Source organism: Streptosporangium sp. NBC_01810 (assembly GCF_035917355.1).
GTDB lineage: Bacteria > Actinomycetota > Actinomycetes > Streptosporangiales > Streptosporangiaceae > Streptosporangium.
In genome coordinates this window covers 5,988,328-6,013,691 of sequence record NZ_CP109070.1, presented here as the reverse complement: position 1 = coordinate 6,013,691, position 25,364 = coordinate 5,988,328, and the positions used below count along the sequence as shown (strand labels likewise).

Annotated in this window: 18 protein-coding genes; 8 read left to right on the top strand and 10 right to left on the bottom strand. The window is 70.9% G+C overall.

From position 1 onward, the window contains the following. The first annotated feature begins 6 nt into the window (after nucleotides 1–6). Together OIE13_RS26590 and OIE13_RS26585 are read left to right on the top strand one after the other, a co-directional pair. Nucleotides 7–861, top strand: coding sequence for a class F sortase (locus OIE13_RS26590; protein WP_326635460.1), 855 nt, complete (start codon nucleotides 7–9; stop codon nucleotides 859–861). 1,702 nt (nucleotides 862–2,563) lie between these two features. Then, nucleotides 2,564–3,790 (top strand): glycerophosphodiester phosphodiesterase family protein, encoded by a 1,227-nt coding sequence (locus OIE13_RS26585; protein ID WP_326635462.1) that lies wholly within the window; start codon nucleotides 2,564–2,566, stop codon nucleotides 3,788–3,790. A 94-nt stretch (nucleotides 3,791–3,884) separates the two neighbouring features. Here the strand turns inward: OIE13_RS26585 and OIE13_RS26580 are convergent, their stop codons facing one another. The 7 genes from OIE13_RS26580 to OIE13_RS26550 all read right to left on the bottom strand — a co-directional run bounded on the left by OIE13_RS26580 (nucleotide 3,885) and on the right by OIE13_RS26550 (nucleotide 12,424). After that, the gene (locus OIE13_RS26580) at nucleotides 3,885–5,057 is read right to left on the bottom strand and encodes a PQQ-dependent sugar dehydrogenase (RefSeq protein ID WP_326828873.1); all 1,173 of its coding nucleotides are present in this window, start codon (nucleotides 5,055–5,057) and stop codon (nucleotides 3,885–3,887) included. Between the two features lie 173 nt (nucleotides 5,058–5,230). Further along, nucleotides 5,231–7,333: a xanthine dehydrogenase family protein molybdopterin-binding subunit gene (locus OIE13_RS26575; RefSeq protein WP_326635466.1), complete on the bottom strand. Its 2,103-nt coding sequence runs from the start codon at nucleotides 7,331–7,333 to the stop codon at nucleotides 5,231–5,233. Next, nucleotides 7,330–8,340, bottom strand: a complete 1,011-nt coding sequence (locus OIE13_RS26570; protein WP_326828872.1) for an FAD binding domain-containing protein — start codon at nucleotides 8,338–8,340, stop codon at nucleotides 7,330–7,332. The genes OIE13_RS26575 and OIE13_RS26570 overlap by 4 nt, the downstream gene beginning before the upstream one ends. Further along, nucleotides 8,337–8,897, bottom strand: coding sequence for a 2Fe-2S iron-sulfur cluster-binding protein (locus OIE13_RS26565; protein ID WP_326635470.1), 561 nt, complete (start codon nucleotides 8,895–8,897; stop codon nucleotides 8,337–8,339). The genes OIE13_RS26570 and OIE13_RS26565 overlap by 4 nt, the downstream gene beginning before the upstream one ends. 184 nt (nucleotides 8,898–9,081) lie before the next feature. Further along, complete coding sequence (locus tag OIE13_RS26560; protein WP_326635471.1) at nucleotides 9,082–10,131, bottom strand: ABC transporter permease; 1,050 nt, start codon at nucleotides 10,129–10,131, stop codon at nucleotides 9,082–9,084. A gap of 59 nt (nucleotides 10,132–10,190) precedes the next feature. Continuing rightward, nucleotides 10,191–11,759 (bottom strand): sugar ABC transporter ATP-binding protein, encoded by a 1,569-nt coding sequence (locus OIE13_RS26555; protein ID WP_326635472.1) that lies wholly within the window; start codon nucleotides 11,757–11,759, stop codon nucleotides 10,191–10,193. Then, complete coding sequence (locus OIE13_RS26550; protein WP_326635473.1) at nucleotides 11,756–12,424, bottom strand: DUF2291 family protein; 669 nt, start codon at nucleotides 12,422–12,424, stop codon at nucleotides 11,756–11,758. Before OIE13_RS26550 ends, OIE13_RS26555 begins: the two co-directional genes overlap by 4 nt. Before the next feature lie 411 nt (nucleotides 12,425–12,835). Here OIE13_RS26550 and OIE13_RS26545 point away from each other — a divergent pair, with 411 nt between their 5' ends. The 3 genes from OIE13_RS26545 to OIE13_RS26535 all read left to right on the top strand — a co-directional run bounded on the left by OIE13_RS26545 (nucleotide 12,836) and on the right by OIE13_RS26535 (nucleotide 15,957). Then, nucleotides 12,836–13,750 carry a hypothetical protein gene (locus OIE13_RS26545; RefSeq protein WP_326828871.1) on the top strand — a complete coding sequence of 305 codons (915 nt, stop codon included), beginning with the start codon at nucleotides 12,836–12,838 and terminating at the stop codon, nucleotides 13,748–13,750. Nucleotides 13,751–13,763: 13 nt separating this feature from the next. Beyond that, entirely contained in the window at nucleotides 13,764–14,636 is an 873-nt protein-coding gene (locus OIE13_RS26540; RefSeq protein WP_326635476.1) for a class F sortase, read from the top strand. 175 nt (nucleotides 14,637–14,811) lie between these two features. Further along, nucleotides 14,812–15,957: an acetyl-CoA C-acetyltransferase gene (locus tag OIE13_RS26535; RefSeq protein ID WP_326828870.1), complete on the top strand. Its 1,146-nt coding sequence runs from the start codon at nucleotides 14,812–14,814 to the stop codon at nucleotides 15,955–15,957. 99 nt (nucleotides 15,958–16,056) lie between these two features. Here OIE13_RS26535 and OIE13_RS26530 read toward each other — a convergent pair whose 3' ends face one another. Then, nucleotides 16,057–16,236: a hypothetical protein gene (locus OIE13_RS26530; protein WP_326635479.1), complete on the bottom strand. Its 180-nt coding sequence runs from the start codon at nucleotides 16,234–16,236 to the stop codon at nucleotides 16,057–16,059. A 261-nt stretch (nucleotides 16,237–16,497) separates the two neighbouring features. Further along, nucleotides 16,498–17,208: a class I SAM-dependent methyltransferase gene (locus OIE13_RS26525; RefSeq protein WP_326635481.1), complete on the bottom strand. Its 711-nt coding sequence runs from the start codon at nucleotides 17,206–17,208 to the stop codon at nucleotides 16,498–16,500. Between the two features lie 395 nt (nucleotides 17,209–17,603). Here OIE13_RS26525 and OIE13_RS26520 point away from each other — a divergent pair, with 395 nt between their 5' ends. After that, complete coding sequence (locus OIE13_RS26520; RefSeq protein ID WP_326635483.1) at nucleotides 17,604–19,661, top strand: ATP-binding protein; 2,058 nt, start codon at nucleotides 17,604–17,606, stop codon at nucleotides 19,659–19,661. A 137-nt stretch (nucleotides 19,662–19,798) separates the two neighbouring features. Here OIE13_RS26520 and OIE13_RS26515 read toward each other — a convergent pair whose 3' ends face one another. Further along, nucleotides 19,799–20,818, bottom strand: a complete 1,020-nt coding sequence (locus OIE13_RS26515) for an adenosine deaminase (RefSeq protein ID WP_326635485.1) — start codon at nucleotides 20,816–20,818, stop codon at nucleotides 19,799–19,801. A 265-nt stretch (nucleotides 20,819–21,083) separates the two neighbouring features. Here OIE13_RS26515 and OIE13_RS26510 point away from each other — a divergent pair, with 265 nt between their 5' ends. Next, nucleotides 21,084–23,192: an ATP-binding protein gene (locus OIE13_RS26510; protein ID WP_326635486.1), complete on the top strand. Its 2,109-nt coding sequence runs from the start codon at nucleotides 21,084–21,086 to the stop codon at nucleotides 23,190–23,192. Beyond that, complete coding sequence (locus tag OIE13_RS26505) at nucleotides 23,189–25,231, top strand: ATP-binding protein (protein ID WP_326635488.1); 2,043 nt, start codon at nucleotides 23,189–23,191, stop codon at nucleotides 25,229–25,231. The genes OIE13_RS26510 and OIE13_RS26505 overlap by 4 nt, the downstream gene beginning before the upstream one ends. Nucleotides 25,232–25,364 lie beyond the last annotated feature (133 nt).

The window sequence follows — 25,364 nt, the reverse complement described above, 5'->3', positions numbered from 1 at the left end:
CGCCGGATGTACCAAGGACCTGCGCAGGGCGGTCCCGACCCCTACCACGGCGGCGGCTCAGCGGCCAAGCCCAAGGGAAACATGCTGATGGCCGGGCTTCTCGTGGCCGGGTCGCTCGGCGGAGTGGCCGCGATCATGGCGGGGCTGCTCGCGTACCTCTCACCGGCGCCGGAGGATCCGGGCTATGGGCTGTCCGAGCCGCAGGCGGCGGTCAGCAGCTTTCAGGCACAGCCGGGCGCGCAGCCGGGTACCGGGGAGCAGGTCGCCGACCAGCAGCCCGCGGGAGTGCTGCCGTCATCGGTGGGGCCGGGCGGACTGGACGTCCCGCTGACGGCCGCCGCGCCCACGGCGCCGCCGCCGCTGCCGGTGGTCCAGCCTCCGGCGCCGTTGAAGAGCAACGGTGTGAAGCCCCGGCGGCTGGCCATCCCGAAGATCGGCGTGCTGGCCCCGCTGATGGCGCTCGGTGTCGACTCCAAGCGGGAGATCCAGACGCCCCCGCTGAGCAAGCCCAACCAGGCGGGCTGGTACAAGCACGGTCCGATCCCCGGGCAGCAGGGACCTTCGGTGGTTCTCGGGCACGTGAACACCCGGAGCGGGGCAGCCGTCTTCAGCCGGCTGAAGGAGATCAAGCGCGGGGACAAGATCAAGGTCTCCCGGACGGACGGGACCCTCGTGGAGTTCACGGTCGACGGTGTGGAACAGGTCAGCAAGGCGGCCTTCCCGTCGAAGCGGGTCTACGGCAACACCGGCGAGGCGACCCTGCGCCTGATCACCTGCGGCGGTGTCTACAACAGGAAGACCGGCCACTACACCGACAACATCATCGTCTACGCGACCCTGTCGAAGACCCGTCGCGCCTGAATGCGGTGTCCGGCCGCCGTACTCGCTGAACCGGCATATCGCGGCCTCTCCGGTACCCGCCTCCGATCGTTAGCCTCCCCGGCAATCCGGGTAGGGAGTTGTTTGTACGAAGTGGCCCCCCCGAATGATCAGAAGGCGGGGGTGTGCCCAGATGAGCATCGTGCGGGCCGGTGTCGTGGCCGTACTCATAGGGGTGGCCGCCCTCGGCGCCGTCCAGCATTCGAAGCCGGCGCACGAGCGGTCCACGAGTTGGGGTGCCCACCGGTCCGCGAACTCGGGGGCGAAGCACGCCGGAGGTTGGACGATCAAACGGCTGCGTTCGGGGAACGGACGAACGGCCACGCGCTCTGAGTCGAGAATCGAACGCGGGGGGAACTGGGGGTTCGGGCGACCGAGGCGTTGGGATACCGGGCGCCACAAGGCGCGGGAGTTCGGGCGGCGGGGTCACGCGGCGGGGCGTCACGGGGCTCGCTGGTCCGGGTGGCGGGGGCGGGGCGGCGAACGCGATGGGGGGCGGGGGTTCGGGCGGTCAGATGACCCCGATCCCGGGCGATATGAGGACTACAGATTCAGTCGGCCGGGTTCAGACGCGGAGCGCGGTGAGGGTTGGGGGTTCGGACGGTCAGATGATCTGAGGTCCGGGCGGTATGAGGAGCGTGGGTTCGGGCGGCGGGGTGTTGAGGGTGGAGGGTATGGCGACCGTGGGTTCGGACGGTCAGATGATCTGAGGTCCGGGCGGTATGAGGACCGTGGGTTCGGGCGGCGGGGTGTAGAGGGTGGAGGGTATGGCGACCGTGGGTTCGGGCGGCGGGGTTCCGAAGCCGGGCGGCACGGGGGGCGTGGATTCGGGCGGCGGGGTCAGGAGGCTCGGCGACACGGGGATCGGTGGTTCGAGCGGCAGGCGCGGGCGAGGCACGGTGGGCACCACAGACACAGACACAGACACAGGCACGGGCCGCCGGGCCGGGCGGGCTGGTAACGGCCTGGCCTGTCATTTGAAGTCGGCGTGATACCGATCGTCGATCGCGCTCGGTGTGACGCCGGTCGGCCGTATGAGAGCCGTATGAGATCGGCAAGGGGACCTGAGGCAGGTGCCGGAGCCTGAGGCTTGCATGGGGCCTGAAGTCGGATCTGAGACCTGCATGAGGTCTGAGGTCGGACTGAGGCCCGTATGGGGTCCGAGCTGGATCTGAGGCCCGTATGGGGTCCGAGCTGGATCTGAGGCCCGTATGGGGTCCGAGGCTGGATCTGAGGCCCGTATGGGGTCCGAGGCTGGATCTGAGGCCTGCATGAGATCTGAGGTCGACGCGGTGGGCGGCCGCGAGCTGAATCGACGCGCCGGTGATGACGTCCCGGGAGATGTCGAGACGTGAACCGAGTGATCAGCCACTCATTCTTTCTCCGTGGAATACCGCACGCCTTCTCCGTGGAATACGGCACGCGCTGGGTCGCGTCACAGCGGGCACCGCACTTGAGCACGTCCCACTGGGGCCGTCGTCACGCCGGTCGCGGTGATGTCGGCTGCGCCGAGGGGGCGTGATGCCGACGCCGCTGGGGGAAATTTCAGATTATTTCCGGAGAAATTCGCGCAACGCGATCCCAATGGGGAATCGCTTCTGATCGTTAATCACCTGTCCGGTCCGGGTATAGGCGTTTATGTGAATGTGTCCCCCCTCTGACCTAGAGCGAGGGGTGTACGCAGGTGAGCAAGGCGCGGGCCGGTGTGCTGGCCGTACTCATAGGAATGGCCGTGATCGGCACCCTCCATCACGAGGATTCGACGGGTACGCGATCCGCGAGCCCCACGGCTGAACGGTCCGGCGACTCGGTGCCCAAACGGCTCACGGATTCCACGGCCGAACGGTCTGTGGACTCTGTGGCCGAGCGTCAGGCGAGCCCGGCGGTCAAGCCGTCCGCGCGTCGCGAGGGCGAGCCGATCATCATCGCGCATCGCGGGGCCAGCGCCTTCCGGCCCGAGCACACGCTTCTCTCCTACACGGTCGCCATCTCGATGGGCGCCGACTACATCGAGCCCGACCTCGTCTCGACCAAGGACCATGTGCTGGTCGCCCGGCACGAAAACGAGCTCTCGGCGACCACCGACGTCGCGAGGCATCCCGAGTTCGCCGACCGCAGGACTTCCAAAGTCATAAACGGCATCCGGCACACGGGCTGGTTCACCGAGGACTTCACCCTTGCGGAACTGCACACCCTCCGTGCCAGGGAGCGCTTCCCCGTGCAGCGGCGGGGCAACACCGCCTACGACGGAATGGAGAGAATCCCGACATTCGACGAGGTGGTCCAGCTCGCGCAGAAGCACGGTGTGGGCGTCTACGCCGAGACCAAGTTCCCCACCTACTTCGCCTCGATCGGGCTGCCGCTGGAGGAGCCGCTGCTGGAGACCTTGCAGAAGTACGGCTGGGACGACGAGCGGGACCCGGCCTTCATTCAGTCCTTCGAGACCGGGAACCTCAAGCGGTTGCATCCCCTCACGCGGCTCCGGCTCATCCAGTTCATCGGAGCGAACGGCGCCCCGTACGATCATGTGCGGGCCGGTGATCCGGATACCTACGACGACATGGTCACCACGGAGGGCCTGCGGAAGATCGCCGGGTACGCCGACGGCATCGGCCTGGTCACGAAGCGGATCGGTCCCCGCGATCCCGGCGGTTTCGAGAGCAGGCCGGTGTCACCCGCCACGCTCGTCAGGAACGCCCAGGGAGAAGGGCTCCTGGTCCACGCCACGACGGTTCGCAAACTCGCCGTACGGCTCCGGGCGGACCTCAGGGGCGACAGCTCCGGCGGGCGCGCCGACGAGGAGGTACGGAAGTGGCTGAGGCGCCTGTACCGGCTCAACCTGGACGGGGTGATCGCCGACGACCCCGGTATGGCGCGTACCGTACGGGGCCGGCTGCAGGCCGGGGGCTGACCGTGCCCGTCCATACGGGGCCGGCTGCAGGCCGGGGGCTGACCGTGCCCGTCGAGGCCACCCGGCTCCGCGGCGGTCGCGGCCAGGGGGAACGTCACTCCGTCTCGGCCCTGGCCGGATAGCGCAGGATCCGGTCGTCGCCCTCGCGCACGTCACCGCGTCCGTCGGTGTTGGACGTGGTCAGCCAGAGCGCCCCGTCCGGTGCCACGGCGACCGTGCGCAGGCGGCCGTACCGGCCGAGTAGTTCGGCCCGAGGTTCGCCGGTCCTCCCGTCCCGCAGGGGCACCGTCCACAGACGTTCCCCGCGTAGCGCCGCCACATACAGTGTGTTCCCGGCGATGGCGGCACCGGAGGGGGAGGCCTCGCTCGTGGGCCACGTGACCAGCGGGTTGGTGAACTTACCGCCGTGCGTGTCGCCCTTGCCCTCCACCTCCGGCCAGCCGTAGTTGTGGCCGGGCTCGATCAGGTTGACCTCGTCCAGCGCGTTCTGTCCGAACTCGGTGGCGAACAGCCGCCCTCGTTCGTCCCACGCCAGCCCCTGGACGTTGCGATGGCCGAGGCTGTAGACCGGCGAGCCCGGCACCGGGTTGCCGGGGGCGGGCCTGCCATCCGGCGTCAGCCGGAGGATCTTCCCGTTCGGCAGGCGCGGATCCTGCGACGAGTCCCGCTGCCCCGCGTCTCCGGTGCCGGCGTACAGCATGCCGTCCGGTCCGAACGCGATGCGGCCGCCGTCGTGGAAGGAGGCCCTGGCGATGCCGTCGAACAGCACCTGGGGCGTGGCGTCGCCAAGGCGGAAGCGCACGATCCGGTTGTCGGAGGAGGTGGTGAGGTAGGCGTACACGTAACGGTTCCTGGCATAGCCGGGTGACACGGCGAGCCCCAGCAGACCGCCCTCGCCGCTCGCGGCCACGCCGGGCACCCGGTAGACCTCGCGCGGCCGCCCGCCGCGTCCGGGGACCTGGAGCACCCGGCCGCTGTCGCGCTCGGCGACGAGCGCGTCGCCATCCGGAAGAAACGCCAGCCCCCAGGGCACCTCGATCCCGCCGGCCACTTCCCTGCCCGCCTGGAGGTCCGGCACCCCGTCCGGCACCCCGCCTGGCACCTCGCTCGAAACCGGGCTCGGGGTCTCGCCGACGGCTCCGCTCCCGGGGGTCGCCGACGCCGCCCTCGGGGGAGCCGACCCCTCGGCGGCCGGGTCGTTGGCGCAGGCGGCCAGCACGGCCATCAGTCCGGCGGCCACCGCGATCCGGCCCGCGTTCTTCCTCATGGTCACCCCTTCTGCGGCCGAGCGTTCCTGGACGGGTACTCCGGGGCCGGGTCAGCCCCGGCGTGCTCGACCGCTGTGCCCCATGCTCACCGTAAGTCCCGAGCGGTGGCACCTGGCGCACCGACCTTCCTGGAATCGACCGGGATCGACCGGGATCGACCGGGAAGGCGCCGTCAACCGGTGTGCATGGCGGCCCGTACCCGGTCGAGGGTGATCGGCAGGTCACGCTGCCGGGAGCCGGTCGCGTGGAAGACGGCATTGGCGATCGCGGCGGCGGTGCCGACGATCCCCACCTCGCCGATGCCCTTGACGCCGACGGGGTTGAGCTCGTCGTCGTGCTCGTCGATCCAGTGGGCCTCGATCCCGCGGACGTCGGCGTTCGATGCGATGTGGTAGGTGGCCAGGTCGTGGTTGGCGAAGTCACCGAAGCGGGGGTCCATCCGCAGGGCCTCGTGCAGGGCCATGGAGATCCCCATCGTCATGCCGCCGAGGAACTGCGAGCGTGCCGTCCTGGCATTGACGATCCGGCCGGCCGCGAAGACCCCCAGCAGCCGTTCGATACGGACCTGCCCGCTGTCGACGTCGACCTTGACCTCGGCGAACTGCGCTCCGAACGAGTGGCGGGAGAAGCGCCCACGGGCGGCGAGGTCCGCGGTGGTGTCCGCCCGCGCCTGCAGCCCTTCCGCGGGGACCACCCCGGACCGCTCGTCGAGTTCCCTGGCCAGTGCCCGGCACACCTTGCTCACCGCCCAGCTCCACGAGGCGGTGCCCATGGACCCGCCGGCGAACGGCGCGGGTCCGAAGACGCTGCGGCCCACCAGGATCGTGACCTGGTCCATCGGCACGCCGAGCTCGTCGGCCGCCACCTGGGCCAGCGCGGTGCGAGCCCCGGTGCCGATGTCGGCCGCGGCGATCTCGACCACGAACCTGCCCATGGGCTCGGCGCGGGCGGTCGCGGTGGACGCCATGATGAAGACCGGGTAGGTCGAGGACGCGACGCCGGTCCCGACGAGCCACCGGCCGTCTCTGCGGACGCCCGGCGTGGGGTCGCGTCCGGCCCAGCCGAAGCGCGCCGCCCCCTCCCGCAGGCAGGCGAGCAGGTTGCGGCTGCTGAACGGGAGGCCGGATTCGGGATCCACCGCGGGCTCGTTGACGATCCGCAGCTCGACGGGGTCCATTCCGAGGGCGTACGCCAGCTCGTCCATCGCCGATTCGAGCGCGAACATCCCCGGAGCCTCGCCGGGCGCGCGCATCCACGACGGGGTCGGCACGTCCAGCTGTAGCAACCGGTGGGCGGTGTGGCTGTTGGGCGTCGCGTACATCATGCGGCTGGCCGCGACCGTCTGCTCGGTGTATTCGACGCGCTTCGAGCTCTGCTGGAGCGCGTCGTGCCACACCGCGGTCAGCCGGCCGTCCCGATCGGCCCCCAGACGTACACGTTGCACGGTGGGCGTCCGGTAGCTGACGAGCGGGAACATCTGCTGCCTGGTCATCGCAACCTTGACCGGCCGCCCGACGGCGCGGGCGGCCAGCGCCGCCAGCACGGTCGGCGGGCGCGGTACCGCCTTCGACCCGAAACCGCCGCCGACGTGGTCGGCGACGATGCTCACCGCGCCGTCGGCGAGGCCGAACAGTGCGGCGATCGCGGTCGCCGACATCCAGGGCGCCTGGTCGGCGTTGTAAAGGGTCAGGGTCTCACCCTCCCAGAACGCGATCGTGGCGTGCGGCTCCATCGGGCTGGCGTGCTCGGCCGGGGTCGTGTAGGCGGCGTCGACGCCGACCGGCGCCGCCGCCAGGGCGCTCTCGGCGTCACCCCAGTCGACGGTCCCGGTGAAGCCCGCGTTGGCCTTCCGGGGTGAGAAGATCCGCGGGCTGCCCGGACTCAGCACGACGTCGTGTTCCTGCTCGTCGTAGTCCACTCGCACCGCCGACGCCGCCTCTCGGGCACCTTCCAGGGTGCTCGCGACCACGGCCGCGACGATCTGCCCGCGGTAGGCGACGTCGGCCGACTGCAGGACGGCCAGTTCGGCGTCGTCGACGGGGTGCAGCCGGGAGACGTTGCCGCTGTCCAGCACGGCGATCACCCCCGGCAGGGCCAGCGCGGCCCCGCCGTGGACGGCGCGCACCCGGCCGCGGGCGATCGTGGACTGCACCGGCCAGACGTAGACGGCGTTCGGCACGGGGTACTCGTACGCGTAATGGGCCGCGCCGGTGACCTTCTCGCGTCCCTCGACCCTGGCCGGTGCCCCGCCCACCACTTTGTCGAGCGTGGTCATCGCCGTCCCTCTCCCGCGAGATCCCCCGTGAGATCGCGTACGCTCGCCGCGATCAGGTCGGCGGCGAGCCCGATCTTGAACTCGTTCTCCGGCAGAGGGCGTGCCGACACGAACTCCGCCTCCGCCGCCGCCAGCAGCAGTTCCCTGTTCGGCCGGTGACCGGCCAGCATCCGCTCGGCCTGGTGTGCCCGCCACGGCAGCGGGGCCACTCCGCCCAGCGCCAGCCGGATCTCCCGCAGTGACCCGCCGCCCTCGGTCGTGACCAGGGCCGCGACCGAGACCACCGCGAACGCGTAGGACCAGCGGTCGCGGACCTTGCGGTACCGCATGGCCGCACCGTCCGGGGGCGGCGGCAGCTCGACACCGGTGATCAGGTCGCCGGGCCCCAGCACCGTCTCGCGATCGGGGGTGTCGCCGGGCAGCAGGTAGAGGTCGCGGAGCGGCACCGCCCGCTCCTCGCCGCCCGCGAGCCTGATGTGCACCACGGCGTCGAGGGCGGCCATCGCCACCGCCATGTCGGACGGGTGGGTGGCCACGCAGCTGTCGGAGGTGCCGATCACACCCAGGTCGCGGTGACTGCCGCCGATCGCGGAACAGCCTGTGCCCGGGGTGCGCTTGTTGCACGGTTTGGTGACGTCCTGGAAGTACGGGCAGCGCGTGCGCTGCAGCAGGTTGCCGCCGGTGGTGGCCATCGACCTGAGCTGCCCGGAGGCTCCGGCCAGCACGGCCTGGGCGAGCATCGGGAAGCGTTCCCGGATGCCCCGGTCGCCGGCCAGGTCGCTGTTGCGCACCGTCGCGCCGATGAGCGCGCTTCCGTCGGCCCGGTGCTCGATCCGGTCGTACGGCAGCCGGGTGACGTCCACCAGCGCCGCCGGCCGGGCCACGCCGAGTTTCATCAGGTCCACCAGGTTGGTCCCGCCGGCCAGGAACATCACGTCGGTGCCGTCCAGGACGGCGGTGGCGGCCGCGTCGGGGTCGGTGGCGCGCTCGTAGGCGAAGGGCCTCATCGCGTGCCCCCGGGACTCGCCCCGGCGACTTCGAGGACCGCTTCGACGATTCCGGCGTACGCTCCGCAGCGGCAGAGGTTGCCGCTCATCCGTTCGCGGACCTCTTCGGCGTCCAGGGCGCGACAGGAGGCGACACCGGCCGCGACGTCCTCGGTGACATGGCTGGGCCAGCCCGCCTCCGCCTCGGCGAGCGCGCCGATCGCCGAGCAGATCTGGCCCGGCGTGCAGTAGCCGCACTGGAGGCCCTCGTGGTCGAGGAACGCCTGCTGAACGGGGTGCAGGTCGTTCGGGTGAGCCAGGCCGGCGATCCCCTCGATGGTGACGATCTCCTGTCCGGTGGCGGTGACCGCGAGCGTCAGGCAGCTGTTCACCCGCCGGCCGTCCAGCAGGACCGTGCATGTCCCGCACTGCCCGTGGTCGCACCCTTTCTTAGCCCCGGTCAGGCCGAGATGCTCTCGCAGCGCGTCCAGCAGGGTCACCCGGTTGTCCAGGGAGACGGAGTGGTCGGCACCGTTGATGCGCAGCGTGATATCGCTGCTGAACGCTTCGACTGCCATGCCGTTTATCCTGCCAATTCCCTAATTAGGGTTGGATCACCTATTAATCTGAAAATCTAAAAGAAGCGGCAACCGTACTGCCGTGAAAATCACGGGCGGGTCGGAGAGGCGCCAAGATCGGAAACGATCAGGCCCGAAAAGCGGCCTGTCGCGGACGGGGGCGAGAGGCGGCCGCCGGAGCCCCTCAGCCCGCTCGCACGTCGGCGACCATCGCCGAGACGGCGGCCCTGTGCCGCCGGAGCCGTTGCCGGCCCTGGTCCAGCATCACCACGAGGATGACCACGGCCCCTTTGATGAGGATCTGCCAGAACACCGACACGTACAGGATCGTCAGGCCGTAGGCGAGGAGACCGATGACGACGGCCCCGACGAGGGTACCCGGTACGGTGCCGCGCCCCCCGCTCAGCGCGGCGCCGCCGAGGATCACCGCGGCGATCGCGTTGAGCTCGTACGTCTCACCGGCCTGCGGTACCGCCACGGTCAGTCCCGAGGCGATGATGAGACCCGCGAGCGCGGCGCAGGCACCGGAGATCACGTAGACGACCGTCTTGACCCGCCTGATCGGGACACCCGAGAGTTCCGCGGCCCGCTCGTTGCCGCCCGCGGCGTACAACCACCGCCCGAACGGTGTCCTGGTGAGCACCAGCATGACGACGACGGCCAGAGCGATCATGATCCAGATCGACGTCGGGAGGCCGAGCGGGCGTTCGTCGCCGAGGAGGCCGAAGCCGGTGTTGCCGAGTTCGGGGCTGCCGTCCAGATCGGTGTAGGTCGAGCCGCCGGAGATCAGCAATGCGAGCCCTCGCGCCACGTACAGCATGCCGAGTGTCGCGATGAACGGCGCCACCTCGAAGCGGGTGACGAGGACGCCGTTCACCAGGCCGACGAGCATGCCGACGGCGACGCAGAGCACGATCACGCCCCACACCGGCGGGTAGGCGATCACGTCGACGAACCGGAGGTCGAGACCTTCGAGCAACTCGCCGGCGACGACCCCGGAGAGCCCGGCGACCGAGCCGACCGACAGGTCGATGCCTCCCTTGAGGATGACCAGCAGCATGCCGAGCGCGATCACCCCGTTGACCGCGATGTGCCCGGCCATCGTGATGAGGTTCGGCACCGTGAGGAACGAATCCGACAGCAGGCCGAGAACCGCGATCAGGGCCGCGAGCGCGATGAGCGCCCGCAGCTCGAACAGGCCGGCCAGCAGGGACAGGCGGCGCGCCTGGGCCACCGTCCTCTCCGGCGGGGGGCGGTCCGGCGGCGCCGGTGCGGAGGTTGTTCCCCGAGGTGTCAATTCGCACCGTCCTCGGCGTGGCCGATGGTGGTGCCGTCCAGCACGCTCATCAGTTCCTCCCGGGTTATCGCGCCACGCCGGAAGTCGCCGGTGACGACCCCGCGGGCGAGCACCAGCAGCCGGTCGGGGATGTGCAGCGCTTCCTCGGCGTCCGACGTGGTGAAGAGAATGGCCAGGCCGCGTCGTGCCCGTGCCGCCATGAGCTCGAAGATGTCGGCCTGGGCGCCGATGTCGACGCCGCGCGAGGGCTCGTCCAGCAGCAGTACCCGAGGGTCGGTCAGCAGTGCCCTGCCGATGACCACCTTCTGCTGGTCGCCGCCGCTCAACGACTCGATGGGCGCTCCGGCATCGTTGGTCCCGATGGAGATGTCGGAGATCATCCGGTCGACGGCGTCCAGTTCGAGCTCCCGGGAGACGAACAGTCGCCGGACGAACCTGCCCAGTCCGGCCAGGGAGAGGTTCTCCCCGACCGACATCGTCTGGACGAGGCCGTCGCGCCGACGGTCCCGGGGGACCAGGACCAGGCCCCGGTCGATGCGTTCGCGGATGCTCGCACTCTCCAACGGGGTGCCCGAGAGCAGGACGTCACCCGACTGCGAGGGGATCCGGCCGGCGAGCGCCTCCAGCAGTTCGGTCAGGCCCGAGCCCATCAGGCCGTAGATCCCCACGATCTCGCACTCCCCGACGGTCAGGGAGAGGTCGTCGATCGCGAGGCGGCCGGGGTTGGCCGGGTCGGCCACCGAGAGGCCGCGCAGGGCCAGCGAGTTCTCCTCACGCGGCGGCGGCTCTCCCTCGATGAGAGGAACGCGGCGCGGGAACAGGGAGTCCCGGTCGCGGCCGGTCATCTGCTCCGCGATCCGCCGGATGTCGACGGTCCTGGCGTCCGCCGTGGTGACCAGCCGCCCGTCGCGCAGGACGGCGACGTCATCGGCGATCTTCAGCGTCCTGTCCGGGTGGTGGGAGGCGTAGACCACCGCGACCCCGCTCGCGGCCAGCCCTCCGATGACCCGGAACAGGACCTCGAACTCCGGGGGGGTGAGCGCCGAGGTGGGCTCGTCCATGATCAGCACCCGGGCCTCCTGGACGAGCGCCCGCGCGATCTCGACGATCTGCTGCCGGGCCGGGCTCAGGTCACCGACCAGCCGATCGGGATCAAGATCTTCTCCCAGGCTGTGCAGGATCGCCGCGCTGGTGGCCCGCTGGGAGGAGCGGTCGATCATCCAGAGGCCCCCGCAGTTCTCGCGGGCCAGGAACAGGTTGTCCTGGATGCTCAGGTTGGGACAGAGGAGGAGCTCCTGGGGAATGATCGAGATGCCCCGGTCGGCGGCGTCGCGCGGCGACAGGAGCTTGACGGGTTCCCCGTCGAGCTCGACATGGCCGGTGGTGGGTTGCTCGACCCCGGAGAGGATCTTCAGCAGGGTCGACGTGCCGGCCCCGTTCTTGCCGAACAGCGCGGTCACCCGACCGGCGGTGATATCGAAGTCGACACCCCTGAGCGCGTGCGTGCCCCCGTACACCTTGGTGACGTCGTGGGCGCTCAGGACCTTGGCCGCCGCGGCCTTCACGACACCTCCTTGATCGAGACCGGGGTGATGGTCACGACGGAGGGGGTGAGGAAGTTGAAGGCCCCGATGAAGGAGATCCTCCTGCCGTTCAGGCGCGCCGGGTACAGGTTCCTGAGCAGTTTCTCCCACAGCTGGTTGTTCAGCGCGGTGGCGGCGGCGGCGTACTCCGCCTGGTTGCGGAACCGTCTGAATCCGATACCGGCCACGTCCCGCAGCGCCGTGCCGTTGACGGCCGGGCCTACCTGCAACGAGACCCGGGTGCCCGGTGGCAGGCCCGGCACGGTCACGGGCATCAGCCCGGACTTCGCCATTCCGGCCCTGCCGGTGCCCTTGACCGCGAAGCCGTAAGGGCCGTTGCCGTGCCGGATGCCGTAGCGTCTGTCGGCCGCCCTCTTGTCGGCGGTCATGGCCTTCACCAGCACGGGCAGTTCGACGGCCTTCCTCTTGATCGCGGGCACCACCTCGCTCTGGTACGCCCGCGCCCCGAACGCGGCCGGGTCGAACCGGTTGCCCGACGCCGCGACCGACTCCACGGAGCGGTAGTGGGTGCTGAACCCGATGGCGGCCAGAAGGACCGCCGCCAGGGCGACGGCCACCCATCTCACCGGGATCCGCCGGCGGGGCAGCTGCCCGCCGTGCGTGTGCGTCGTAACCGGCGTGTTCATCACAAACCTCCAGCGTGGGAGGGTGTCAAGAGCCGTATACCCGCTCGCGCGGCTTCCATCGGCTCCTCCCCGAACGGGAACCGGTCGAGCTGCTCCTCCTCGAACGGGAACCGGTCGAGCTGCCGGAAGCCTTCGCGGGTACTGTCCCGCGGGCGTGCGGGCGCCGTGCCGATCCCGACGAGGCCCGGCTACTCACCGTGAGCACCGCGTGCCGCATCCCGTCTGTTGTTCGAAACTTCACCGATGTACGGTGTCGTTTGCTGTGGGATAGATGGGAATTTGTGTCCGTTTCGCCGACTTGCTCGCGCGTCCCGGTCTCTCTTCGTAGGATCTATGCCGAACCTTGACCAAGGCGTGTAAGCCTTAACAGCCGGTGCGAGCCGGTCGATAGATCTGGAATGGGGAGAGACTGTGCTGAAGTCCAAGACGCGGCGGCGCGTCGCGGTCAAGACAGCCGCGATCGCCGCAGCGGGCGCGGGCGTTTTTTTCGGCGCGGTCCCTGCGGTCGCCTCCATGTACGCCGACCCCAACCCGGTCAGCTACGCCTGCACGCTCGCCGGCGTGTCGTCACCGTCGGCGACGTACACCTTCCAGATGGACCTCACCGGCCCGACGGCGGCGGCGACGAACTCACCCCTGGTGGCGACCTGGAAGATCGCCCAGCCCGCCACGGGGCCCACCGTCACCCCGACCGCGCCCGCCCCGGCGGGTGCGCGTGTCGTCATCGACGCGGAGGTGCAGATCGGCGCCACTCCCTCGCCGGTCCTGGCGCTTCCCTCCGAACTCCGCTCGGTCGCGGCCACCGCCGCTCCCCCGGCCGCCGGGCAGCCGATCACCGCGCCTCCCCTGCTCGTCACGGTGACCCCCAGCGCGACCGGCGTGGTGGCCTTCCAGCCGGGCCCGTTCACCCTGTACCTGGACCCCGGCACGGGAACCGGAAACGAGGCCGAACTGCTCGACTGCGGTGTTCCTCTCAACTCGGCCAAGGTCACCGCCGCCGCGCTGCGGGTGGTCGTGGGCACGGCCGGCCCGAGTACGTCGGCCAGTTCGAGCACGTCGACCAGTCCGAGTCCGAGCCCGAGCGCGAGCCAGTCCACGAGTGCCGGCACCACCCCCAAACCGACGGTCACCGTCACCCGTACCAAGACTTCCAAGCCCGCCCCCAGCCGGCAGATCGACGAGACCCCTGAGGGCGCGGCCTCCACGGGCGGTGGCGGGGACGCCGGCCCCGACGCCAGAATGATCATGTTCAGCGGCCTGCTGATGGTGGCGTTCGCCGGGATCGGCGGCCTGGTGCTGCGGCGTCGCACCGCAGGCCGCGGCTGATCGGGGTGGCCGGATGAGCACCCCCCCGCCGGGCGGTCGACACCCTGGGCCGGCGCCCCACTACCGGCCGGTCCCGGTCCAGCCGCAGTACCCGCACCCGTTCCAGCGGCAGCACGGCCCGTCGTACGGGGAGCCGTACGAGGAGTGGCCGCGACAGGGACACCTCGACGGGCGTCTCGACGGGCGTCTCGACGGTGGGCGGGTGATGCGGTCGGTGCTCATCCTGGCCGGGATCGCCGGGGTGGTCACGGTGCTGGTGGGCATGCTCTACGTACTGGCCGCGCCCGAGGAGTACGGGCTGGACGAGCGCACCACGCTGCCTCCCAGGAACCAGGCCGCGGTGGCGCCGGTGAATCCGTACTTTCAGGCGCCCCCGACCGCGCCGCCGCCCCTGCCCAGCCTGCCGGCGGCCCCGGCCATGCAGCCCTCCAGCCCGGTCCGCCTGGTCATCCCGCGGCTCGGCGTCAACGCGCCGGTCAGATCCGTCGGGCTCGACAGCAAGGGCGCGATCGAGGTGCCGCCGGTCGGCAACCCGAACCTGGTCGGCTGGTACCGCTCGGGACCGACACCCGGTGAGGCCGGTCCCGCGATCATGCTCGGGCACAAGGACACGCGCTCGGGAAGCGCGGTGTTCGGCCGCCTCGACGAGATCCGCAACGGCGACGTCATCGAGGTGCACAGAAAGGACGGCGTCATCGCCGTCTATACCGTCGGCGGGCTGGAGCAGGCGGACAAGTCGGTGTTCCCGACGCAGCGGGTGTACGGCGAGTCGCCGAACCCGCAGCTGCACCTGATCACCTGTGGCGGCACCTATAACCGCACGACCGGTCATTACACCGACAATGTCATCGCCTACGCGACCATGACGAGCACCAGGATGGCCTGAGCGACACCGCCCAGGTCAGCGCAGAGTTCCTGATATTTCCTGCAAAAGGTGTGCTTGCCCTCTCGGCCGAGAAGCACCCCCGGGTAGGGTGTGGACGAAAGTTCTGTTGTAACCTCCTGCTGACCGAACGATGCTCGGTTTCGCAGGCAACTCGGCTCCACACGCAGGAGGCACTGTGGCAGAGGCGTACATCGTCGGGGCGGTCCGCACCCCGGTCGGTAAGAAGAAGGGCGGTCTGTCCACCGTCCACCCCACCGATCTGGCCGCGCACACCCTCGGGGCGCTCATCGAGCGTACGGGTGTCGACCCGGCCGCGGTCGAAGACGTGATCATGGGCTGTGTCATGCAGTTCGGCCCGCAGAGCATGGACATCGCGCGCAACGCGTGGCTGTCGGCAGGTCTCCCGGAGAGCGTCGCCGGTGTGACCATCGACCGCCAGTGCGGCTCCTCCCAGCAGTCGATCCACTTCGCGGCCCAGGGCGTGCTCTCCGGCACCCAGGACCTTGTCGTGGCCGCCGGTGTGGAGTCCATGAGCATCGTGCCCATGGGGTCGAGCATCACCGCCGCGCTGGAGAAGGGCATGCCCTTCCCCTTCGGTGACAAGTGGGTGGAGCGCTACGGCGAGCAGGAGATCTCCCAGTTCCGCGGCGCGGAGCTCATGTGCGAGAAGTGGAACCTCAAGCGCGAGCAACTGGAGCGGTTCGCCTACCAGAGCCACCAGCGGGCGGCCAAGGCCGTCGCGAACGGCTACTTCAAGGACCAGATCGCCCCGCTGAACGGCGTCGAGGACGACGAGGGCCCGCGCCCGGACACCACGCTGGAGAAGATGGCGTCGCTGAAGACGCTGCGGGACGGCGGCCAGATCACGGCCGCCACCTCCTCGCAGATCTCCGACGGCTCCGGAGCGATCCTGATCGCCTCCGAGCAGGCGGTCCGCGACCACAACCTGAGCCCCAGGGCGCGGATCGTCACCCTGGCGCTCACCGGCGACGACCCGGTCTACATGCTGACCGCGCCGATCCCGGCGACGCGGAAGGCGCTGAAGCGGGCGGGCCTGTCCATCGAGGACATCGACGTCACCGAGATCAACGAGGCGTTCGCCCCGGTGCCGCTGGCCTGGATCAACGACCTCGGCGCCGACCCGGCCAAGGTCAACCCGAACGGCGGCGCGATCGCCCTGGGCCACCCGCTGGGCGGCACCGGCACGATCCTGATGACCAAGCTCCTGCACGAGCTTGAGCGGACCGGCGGCCGGTATGGGCTGCAGACGATGTGCGAGGGCGGCGGCCAGGCCAACGTCACGATCATCGAGCGTCTGTGACGCCGCTGCCCGCGGCCTCGGGCCGCGAGGCACCGTGAGACATGGGAAAGCCCCGGCCTGTGGACCGGGGCTTTCCTGTAGCTCAGTGATCGCCTTGGCTCAGCGACCACCCTTGCCGGGGATCCGGCGTGGCTGTCGGGTGGGCCTCATCGGCATGGGCGGCATCGGCATGTGCCGAGGCGCCGCGGGCACGACGTGCTCGGGCAGCGGGGTGCGGGGCTTGGGGGCTGTGGCGGTCTTGGACTTGCCACTGCGCTTGCGGGCGGCATGAACTCGCATATGGACTCCTTGAAGAATGTGACGACGCGGTGAGATCCCGGGTCGGACAACTCAGCTACCGCGTCAGATGAACGGGGCCGAAATGCTGAGTGCGAGCGGACCAGCGAAGGCTGATCGACGCCGGCTCTTAGGAGTTGATCCACATGCGAATGACTTTATGGCGCCCCTGCCAAGGCGTGCAACCTATTTGTTTCCCTCATCCGGCCGTCACCTCGTGCCAGGCCACCTGGCGGCCGCGGGGGAGGGGGCGGCGCGCGCGGGTCACTTCGGCACTCGGGCGACGCAGAAGACGGTCTGCCCGAACGGCGGGCGGACGAAGCGCTCGATGAGGCGGGTGAGGGGTACCACGGTGCGGTCGTAGATCTTGACCAGGCGGGGGTCGGGGTAGCCGACACCGCCGCGGCGGACCGCGGCCCACCAGGCGATGCCGCCCAGGAAGTTGATCGGCTTGAGCACGTCGATGTCCAGGCCCGCACGAGAGACCGTGCTGCGCAGGGTGGCGGGGGTATAGCGGGTGACGTGGCCGACCTTGCGGTCGAAGTCTCCGTAAAGCTGCATGTAGCCCGGAACCCAGATGATGATCCGGCCGCCGGGGAGGGTGACCTTGGCGAGCGACCGCAGAGCCTCGACGTCCTCCTCGATGTGCTCCAGGACGTTCATCATCACGACGGTGTCGACCTTCTCGCCGATGGGGATCTCGGTCGGCAGGCCGAACTGGAGCACGTCGATGTCGTCGCGGCCCTCGAAGCGCTTCCGGAGCCGCTCCACGCAGTAGGGGTCGAAGTCGCTGACCACCAGCCGGTCGAGGCGGGGCAGGAACTGCTCGGCGAAGTGGCCGAGACCGGAACCGATCTCCAGCATGGACCGGCCCACGTGCGGGGCGACCATGTCGAGCTCGTACTGCCGGTAGTTCCTGGCCTCGTCCCCACCGAGATGGTTCTCCAGGGCCTCGTCACCGGCCGCGGGTTGCACTACGCGGTCATACCCAGACATGCGGTTCCGTCCAGCTCGATTAAGGAAGGCCGCGGCGGGAGGCCACGGCCAAGAACAGCCAGAGTCTAATGGCGCTTCCCCCGGGACGGCCCCCAAACGGTCCACGGAGAGTGCCCCCGGGAGCCGCTCCCCGGGGGGGGCGGCCTCCGGGTGGGCTCACCCTCCGGCCACCACCCCCGATTACCGGCTCCACCGAATCAGTTATAAAGCACCTGCATTTCCGCGTTTCACGTCGTACGGGGGAAGTTCGACCTCGATACGGCGGTGAGATTTGCACCGGGGGACAAGGAAACCCTCCTGGGGAATCACCGGCCGACCGGTTCGTGATTTGGCAGGAGTGCGATTCCCGGTAAGTGGAGAAGGAGCGCGAACCGATGGAACAGATCCAATGGTGGCAGGGGAACCTGCCCGCGGAGCCGGACGGCTTCATCGGCCGGGAAAGCGAGGTGCGGCGGTTGCTGAAGCTGCTGGCCGACACACCGCTGACCACGGTCACCGGTGTCGGAGGCATCGGCAAGTCACGGATCGCGATGAGGGCCGCGCGCCGATGGCACGAGCACCACCCGGACGGCACGTGGCTGGTGGAGCTGTCCGGCGAGCGCAACGGCGATCTGCTCGCCCACACGGTCGCGGCGGTCCTCGGCCTCCCCGAGCGGTCCGCGCGTCCGCAGGACGAGACGCTCGTCGAGTTTCTCGCGAGCCGGAGGCTCCTGCTGCTTCTCGACGGCTGCGAGCACCTCCTGCCCGCCTGCCGCGACCTCGTCGCCCAGATCCTGGCGGCGGCGCCGGGGGTACGGATCATCGCGACCTCCCGTCGGCCGCTCGGGCTGCCACAGGAGGCGCTGCTGCCCGTCGAGCCCTTCGACGCGCCATGGCCGCAGGAGGAGGGGATGGCTACGAGCGACGCGCTCCGCCTCTTCCTCGACCGGGTCGCCCGCGTGGCACCCGGTCTGGAGATGACCGAGACCGGTATGGCGGCCGCGGCCAGGATCTGCCGGCGGCTGGACGGTGTCCCGCTCGCCGTCGAGCTGGCCGCCGGATGGCTGGGGGAGCTGCCGGTGGAGCGACTCGCCGACCACCTGGAGGGCCGGTTCGAGACCCCGCCCGACAGCCGGGCGCCGGTTCCCCGCCACCAGACCGTACGCGCCGCGATCAGGTGGAGCCACGAGCTCTGCGGCCCCGGGGAACGCCTGCTCTGGGCCAGGCTCTCGGTCTTCGCGGGAAACTTCGACATGGCCGCCGCCGAGCGGGTGTGCGGCGACGAGCACCTGGGTGACGTACCGGACCTGCTGGAAAGCCTGGTGAGGAGGTTCCTCCTGGTCCGGGTTCCCGGCGGCTACCGCCAGCCGGCCACGGTCAGGGAGTACGGCGGGGAGCGGCTCGCGCTGCTCGGGGACGAGGCCGGGCCGACGCGGCGGCACCGCCGGCACTACCTCGACCTGGCGCGCAGGGCCGAGGCCGACTGGTACGGCCCCGGGCAGGAGGAGTGGGCCGCCAGGCTCGCCTTCTCCATGACCGAGCTGCGCCTCGCCCTCGACCCCGCCTCCCCGGTGTCCATCGAGCTCGCCGGCACGCTCTGGATCCTCTGGTTCTGCCTGGGCCGGTTGAACGAGGGCCGCTACCACATGGCACGCGCGATCGACGCGGCTCCTGTCACCGACCCCCACCTGCCCAGACTTCTGTGGGCCGACGGCTGCGTGGCCATCGCCGGGGGCGAGCTGGAGCTGGGGCGTCGCAGGGCCGAGGCGGCGCTCGCCGCGGCCCTCGACTGGGGCGACTACGCGGCGGCCGGGCACGCCCAGCTCCGGCTGGCCAGCCGTTCCCTGTGCGCGGGCGCCCTCGACGAGGTCGAGCCGTGCGTCGAGCGGGTGCGCGAGTACTTCCGCAGGGCGGAGGCCGCCACGGTCAGCGAGCCCTTCGCCCTGGTGACCGCGGCGATGGCGGTCACCTGGCGCGGCGAGTTCGACAGGGCCGTCTCCGTGCTCAAGGAGGTGCAGCGGCTCTGCGACGCGCGCGGCGAGCGCTGGGCCCGCTCCTGCGGCGACTACGTCCTGTCCATCGCCCAACTGGGCCTCGGCCACCTGGCCGAGGCGGCGGAGGCGGCCCGGCAGTCGCTCGACGTCAAGTGGCGCCTGCGCGACGCCACCGGCGTGGCGCAGGCCGTCGACCAGCTCGCGGTGATCGCCGCGATCGAGGGCGACGGCTGCCGCACGGCCAGGCTCCAGGGGGCGGGAGTACGGCTGTGGGCCACCTTCGGACTGCGGGGCTTCGGCTCGGCGGGCATGTCCGAGCCGAGAACCGTCGCCGAGCGGACGGCCAGGCAACTGCTCGGTGACGAGACCTACGACGCGATCTTCGCCGAAGGCTACGAGGCCGACCCGGACGCGGCGGTCGCCTACGCCCTCCGTGGATCCCGGCCCCACACGGCCTGACCTACCTGCCCCGGGGCGGAGGCGAGGTCGAGGCCCGCCCTCGCGCGGCCGGTCCCACCCTCATCTGGCAGCGCGGGCGGGTCGGCCTGCGGCTGGAGGGGGCCGGGGACATCGGCCGAGCCCTGGAGATCGCGCGCTCAGTCCGCTGAGGCCAGCCAGTCGTCGATCTCCTGGAGGACCTTCTTGCGCACCGCCTCCGGCGCCGCCGACGCCCGTACCGACTGGCGGGCCAGTTCGGCCAGTTCCGGGTCGGAGAAGCCGTACACCTGCCTGGCGAGCTCGTACTGGGGCAGCAGCCTGGCGCCGAACAGCAGCGGGTCGTCGGCGCCCAGCGCAATCGGCACCCCCGCCTCGAACAGGCGCCGCAGCGGCACGTCCTCGGCCCGCTCGGCCACCCCGAGGCCGACGTTGGAGGTCGGGCAGACCTCGCAGGTGATCTGCCGGGCGGCGAGGCGCTCCATGAGCCGCGGCGACTCGGCCGCCCGTACCCCGTGCCCGACCCGGTCGGCCTCCAGCACATCGACGCACTCGGCCACGCTGGCCGCGCCCAGCAGTTCCCCGCCGTGCGGCACGGCCAGCAGTCCCGCCCGCTTGGCCAGCCGGAAGGCTCCGTCGAAGTCGCGGGCCCGGCCGCGCCGCTCGTCGTTGGAGAGCCCGAACCCGACCACACCCTGGTCCATGTAGTGCGTGGCGAGGCGGGCGAGCGTCTTGGCGTCGAGGGGGTGGCGGGTACGGTTGGCGGCCACCACGACCGCGATCCCTATTCCCGCGTGCTCCGCGGCCCTGCGCGTCGCGTCGAGCATCAACTCCATGGCCGAGGTGAGCCCGCCGAACCTCGACGCGTACCCGGACGGGTCGATCTGGATCTCCAGCCAGGCCGACCCCTCGGCCGCCTCGTCCTCGGCCGCCTCGCGCAGCAGCCGGTAGACGTCGCTTTCCCGCTGCAGGACGGAGCGCGCGATGTCGTACAGCCGCTGGAAGCGGAACCAGCCCCGCTCGTCCGTCGCGCGCAGCCGGGGTGGCCAGTCCTCCTCAAGCGCGTCGGGAAGGTGCAGACCGTGTTCGTGGGCGAGCTCGACGAGGGTCGAGTGCCGCATGGAACCGGTGAAGTGCAGGTGCAGGTGCGCCTTGGGCAGTTCGCTGAGGGGACGTGGCATTTCAATATGGTGCCGTACCTCCGACGGCCCCGGCGTTTTTTGGTGTCGACCTGACGGTCGGCCCGCGTGGCGGAGAGGACTAAAGGGGACCTATACGACAAAAAGCGACGAGGAGGTTATTGCGGGACGAGTATGGTCGGTTTCCGGAAGTGCCCGCCCATGTCGTATCCCCCGTTATATCGAGGAAATCTAGGAAACGGGCTTTCAACGGACCATGTCTCCGTGCGACGGTGGACGCACACGTTGTCAGGACGCTGGGGCTGCCATGAAAGCGGACGTCTTCGTCGTCGGCAGGGAGACCGAACTCGCCGACGTCTCCGCACTGCTCGAAAGGGTGCGGCACGTCACGCTGACCGGTCCCGCCGGAGTCGGGAAGACCTGCGTCGCCCTGCGGCTGGCCCGTACCCTCGAACCCCGGTTCCCGGACGGTGTCCACATCGTGGAGCTGTCGGAGGCGCCCACCGACCTCGACTCCCTGGCCGAGACGTTCGCCGACGCGATCGGCGTCCGCCGGAGGCCGGACGTTCCCGCGCTGCGGGCACTGGTCGACGAGCTCGTCACGCGCCGGATCCTGCTCGTCCTCGACACCTGTGACCGCGTCGTCGGCGTCACCGGCATCCTGGTCGGCCTGCTGTTGCGCTCGGCCGAGGGACTACGTGTCCTGGCCACCAGCAGGCAGCGGCTGGGCCTGCCCGGCGAGCACCTCTACCCGGTCGGCGGCCTGCCCGACACCGACGCCGTCAGCCTGATCACCACCCTCACCGGTGACATGATCGGCGGCCCCGACGCGGCCGAGCTCTGCGGGCGCCTCGACAACCTGCCGCTGGCGATCCGGCTCGCCGTGGCCGGAGGCGGCCCCGGTGCCCTCGACGGGCTCGTCACCTTCGACGGCCGCCCGCTCTCCACGGCCGGGCTCGCCGCCTTCGACGGCCGCGTGGCCTCACCCGACGAGCTCACAGCCGCCTTCGAGGGCGCTTCGATGCTCACGGCAGGTCGCGAGACCCACGGCGAAGGGCCCGACGCGGAACCGCACCGGCTCCCCTCCGCTCCCCGGCGGCACACTTCCATGCGCGTCGCCCTCGGCTGGAGCCACGAACTCTGCACCCCGCCGGAGCGCCTCCTGTGGGCGCGGGCCTCGGTCTTCGCCGGCACCTTCGACATCGAAGCCGCGGAGGAGGTCTGCGCCGGCGGCGCCCTGGCCGCCAAGGACATCCTCGACGGGCTGCTGGGGCTGCTCGACAAGTCCGTCCTCGTCCGCGAGGAAGGGGAGAGCGGGGTCCGCTACCGCCTGCTCAACACGGTCCGCGAGTTCGGCCTGGCCTGGCTCGACCGGCTCGGCGAGACCGAGGAGATCCAGCGCCGCCACCGTGATCACTTCCTCGCCCTGTCCGCCCGCGCCGAGATGAGCTGGCAGGGCCGCCAGCTGGAGTGGTACCACAGGCTGGTCCTCGAATGCGGCAACATGCGCGGCGCCATCGAATACTGCTACTCCCGGCCGAGCGAGTACCGCCGGGGTCTCGACCTGGTCGGCAACCTGTGGTTCCTGTGGGCGTGCTGCGGCATGCAGGCACCCGGCGACGACCTCCTCCAGCGCGGCCTCGACCTCGACCGCACAGTCAGTCCCGAGAGGGTCAAGGCGCTCTGGGTGCACGCCTGGGTCTCGATCCAGCGCGGTGACCTCGAACGCGCCGAGCGCATCCTCAGCGAGTGCGCGGCCGAGGACGCCAACGGCTTCGCCACGGCCTACGTCAGCCAGTTCCAGGCGCACCTGGCCGTCGTCAGGGGCGATGTGGGCGAGGCCCTGCGGCTCATCAGGCACGCCCGGGTGCGCCACCGCTCCACCGGCAACGTCTTCCCCGGCTTCCTGCCCACCTACACGGTGGTCGCCACCGCGATGATGCTCGCCGGCCACCACGACCAGGCCGTGTCCATCCTGCGAGAGGGGCGTGAGCTCTGCGAGTCCTGCGGCGACTACTGGACCCTCATCCGCCTCGACCTCCTCCTGGGCCAGGCCGAACACCTCCTCGGCAACACCGTCTCCGCCGCGGAGTCCGCCCGCGGCTCCCTGCGCGGAGGCCGCCTGTTCGGCGACACGATCTCGCTGATGGAGGCGCTGGAGGTGTTCGTCGTGATCGCCGAGTCATCCGCCGACGACACCTTCGCCGCCACCATGTTCGGGGCCTCCCGCGCAGCCTGGAAGAGTGCCGGGGTCCCGCCCAGCCGCTCACCCATGATCGCGAGCCTGCTCCGCACGTCCGAGCTGAGGCTGCGCGGGCGCCTGGGCAGGGCGGAGTTCGACCGGTTGGAGGAGCAAGGAGGTTCGATCAGCCTGCGCGATGCCGTGGAACACGCACTCCAGGGGAACCTCTCTTGACGCCGCGCGGCAACCTGCCGGTCGCGATGAACAGCTTCTTCGGACGCGCCGCCGAGCTCGACGAGATCACGAAACTCCTCACCGGAACGCGCCTGCTCACCCTGCACGGCGCCGGGGGCGTCGGCAAGACGCGCCTCGCCCTGCAGGCGGCGCGGCGCGTCCGCGACGACTACCCCGACGGCGTCTGGGTGGCCGAACTCTCCGCGGAGACGGACGGCGACCTGCTCGCCGGCAGCGTCGCCGGGATGTTCGGCCTGCACGCGCGGGCCGGACGCCCGGTCCTGGACTCCCTCGTCGAGTTCCTCGCCGACCGGCGGCTCCTGCTCGTCCTCGACACCTGCGAGCACCTCGTCGGCCCCTGCGCCGCCATGGTCACGGCCATCCTGGCCGGCGCGCCCGACGTCTGGATCATCGTGACCAGCCGCCAGGAGCTCTGCCTGCCGCGCGAGGTCGTCATGGTCGTCGAGCCCTTCCCCGTCCCCCCGCCCGAGGCACCCGACCTCGCGGGGTACGACGTGATGAGCCTCTTCCTGGACCGCGCGACGGCCGTCGCCCCCGGGCTGCGCACGGACGAGCGGGCCATGATGGCCGTCGCCAGGCTCTGCCGGAGGCTCGACGGCGTCCCGCTCGCCATCGAGATGGCGGCCAGTCACGCGCGGGGCCTGTCGGCGATCCAGCTCGCCGACCAGCTCGAAGACCGCTTCAAGCTGCCGGCCGACGGCGGGGGACTCCTCGTCCGCCACCACACGCTGCGCACCGCGGCCGGCTGGAGCCACGAGCTCTGCACCCCCGCGGAACGCCTGCTCTGGGCCCGCCTGTCGGTCTTCGCGGGCACCTTCGACGAGGAGTCGGCACGCGGCGTCTGCGAGGACGAGCGCCTGCCCGACGTGGCCGGCGTGCTCGCCGTACTCGTGGCCAAGTCCGTCGTCGCCCGCGTGGATGATCGATACCGCCTGTTCGACACCGTCAGGGACTACGGGCGCGACTGGCTCGACAAGCTGGGCGAGGGCGCCCTGATGAGGCGCCGCCACCGTGACCACTACCTGGCCACCGCCCGCCGCATGGACGCCCAGTGGTGCGGCCCTCGCCAGCTCGAATGGGCACGCTGGGCGCGCGGGGAACTGCCCAACATCCGCGCGGCACTCGACCGCTGCCTCGCGGGCGGCGACCACCGCACCGCCCTGGAACTGGCCGGATCCCTGTGGGTTCTCTGGTGTCACCTGGGCCTCGTCCGAGAGGGCCGCCACTACCTCGACCGCGCGCTGGCCGCCGTCCCCGCCCCGGACCGAGCCAGGTCCAGACCGCTCTGGGTCGCCGCCCACCTCGCGCTCCTCCAGGGCGACATACCCCTGGCGCGCGAGCGGGCCACGGAAAGCGTCCAGAGCGCCCGGCGGCACGGCGACGGCGACAGCGAGGCCCACGCCCACCTTCGCCTCGCCGGGGCCTGCCTGCTCACCGGCGACCTGGAGGGCGCGCGGACGTACGCGCTGCGCGGAGCAGCCGGGTTACGGCAGACCGAGCCCGGCTCGTCAGGCCTGTTCTCCGTCCCCCTCCTCCTGGCCATGGCCGCCACCTTCGGCGGTGACTTCGACAAGGCGGTGGAGATCCTGTGCGAGACGCGCCGTCACTGCGAGGCGCGTGGAGAACTCTCCCAGCGGGCCCTGGGCGACTACATCGGCTCCCTGGCCCTCCTGGGCCGGGGGGAGGTCGCGGAGGCCTCAGACGCGGCCAGGGCGGCGCTGGAGGTCAAGTGGCGGCTGCGGGACGTGGTCGGCGGCGTGCTCGTCATCGACCAGCTCGCCCGGATCGCCGCCGCCGCCGGTGACGGCTCCCGTGCCGCCTGGCTCCTCGGCGCCGCGCAGCGCATCTGGATCACCTTCGGGCTGCCCGGTCTCGGGGCCGACACCATGACCGGACTCCGCGAGGCCGCCGCGACCCGCGCCGAGGCCCTGATCGGAGAGACCGCCTACGCGCGGGCCTTCGCGGAGGGGACGGCCTCCCACTTCGAGGCCGCGGTGACCTACGCCCTGCGCGACTGAGCCGCACTCATCCGGCGAGCAGGGAGGCCGCACGCCTCCGGCGAGTACGAAGGCCGCACGCCCGCCGCCCCGCCGGTCGAGGCCCGGCCCCGGCGGGGCGGCGGCGCATCACCCGTCTCCCGCCTCGGGCGGA

Excerpts from the sequence above, each read along its gene's own strand:
- OIE13_RS26520 (WP_326635483.1), top strand. The coding sequence starts at position 17,604 with ATGGAACAGATCCAATGGTGGCAGGGGAACCTGCCCGCGGAGCCGGAC.
- OIE13_RS26565 (WP_326635470.1), bottom strand. The coding sequence starts at position 8,897 with ATGGCAGTCGAAGCGTTCAGCAGCGATATCACGCTGCGCATCAACGGT.
- OIE13_RS26590 (WP_326635460.1), top strand. The coding sequence starts at position 7 with ATGTACCAAGGACCTGCGCAGGGCGGTCCCGACCCCTACCACGGCGGC.
- OIE13_RS26575 (WP_326635466.1), bottom strand. The coding sequence starts at position 7,333 with ATGACCACGCTCGACAAAGTGGTGGGCGGGGCACCGGCCAGGGTCGAG.
- OIE13_RS26515 (WP_326635485.1), bottom strand. The coding sequence starts at position 20,818 with ATGCCACGTCCCCTCAGCGAACTGCCCAAGGCGCACCTGCACCTGCAC.
- OIE13_RS26530 (WP_326635479.1), bottom strand. The coding sequence starts at position 16,236 with ATGCGAGTTCATGCCGCCCGCAAGCGCAGTGGCAAGTCCAAGACCGCC.
- OIE13_RS26580 (WP_326828873.1), bottom strand. The coding sequence starts at position 5,057 with ATGAGGAAGAACGCGGGCCGGATCGCGGTGGCCGCCGGACTGATGGCC.
- OIE13_RS26510 (WP_326635486.1), top strand. The coding sequence starts at position 21,084 with ATGAAAGCGGACGTCTTCGTCGTCGGCAGGGAGACCGAACTCGCCGAC.
- OIE13_RS26550 (WP_326635473.1), bottom strand. The coding sequence starts at position 12,424 with ATGAACACGCCGGTTACGACGCACACGCACGGCGGGCAGCTGCCCCGC.
- OIE13_RS26540 (WP_326635476.1), top strand. The coding sequence starts at position 13,764 with ATGAGCACCCCCCCGCCGGGCGGTCGACACCCTGGGCCGGCGCCCCAC.
- OIE13_RS26570 (WP_326828872.1), bottom strand. The coding sequence starts at position 8,340 with ATGAGGCCCTTCGCCTACGAGCGCGCCACCGACCCCGACGCGGCCGCC.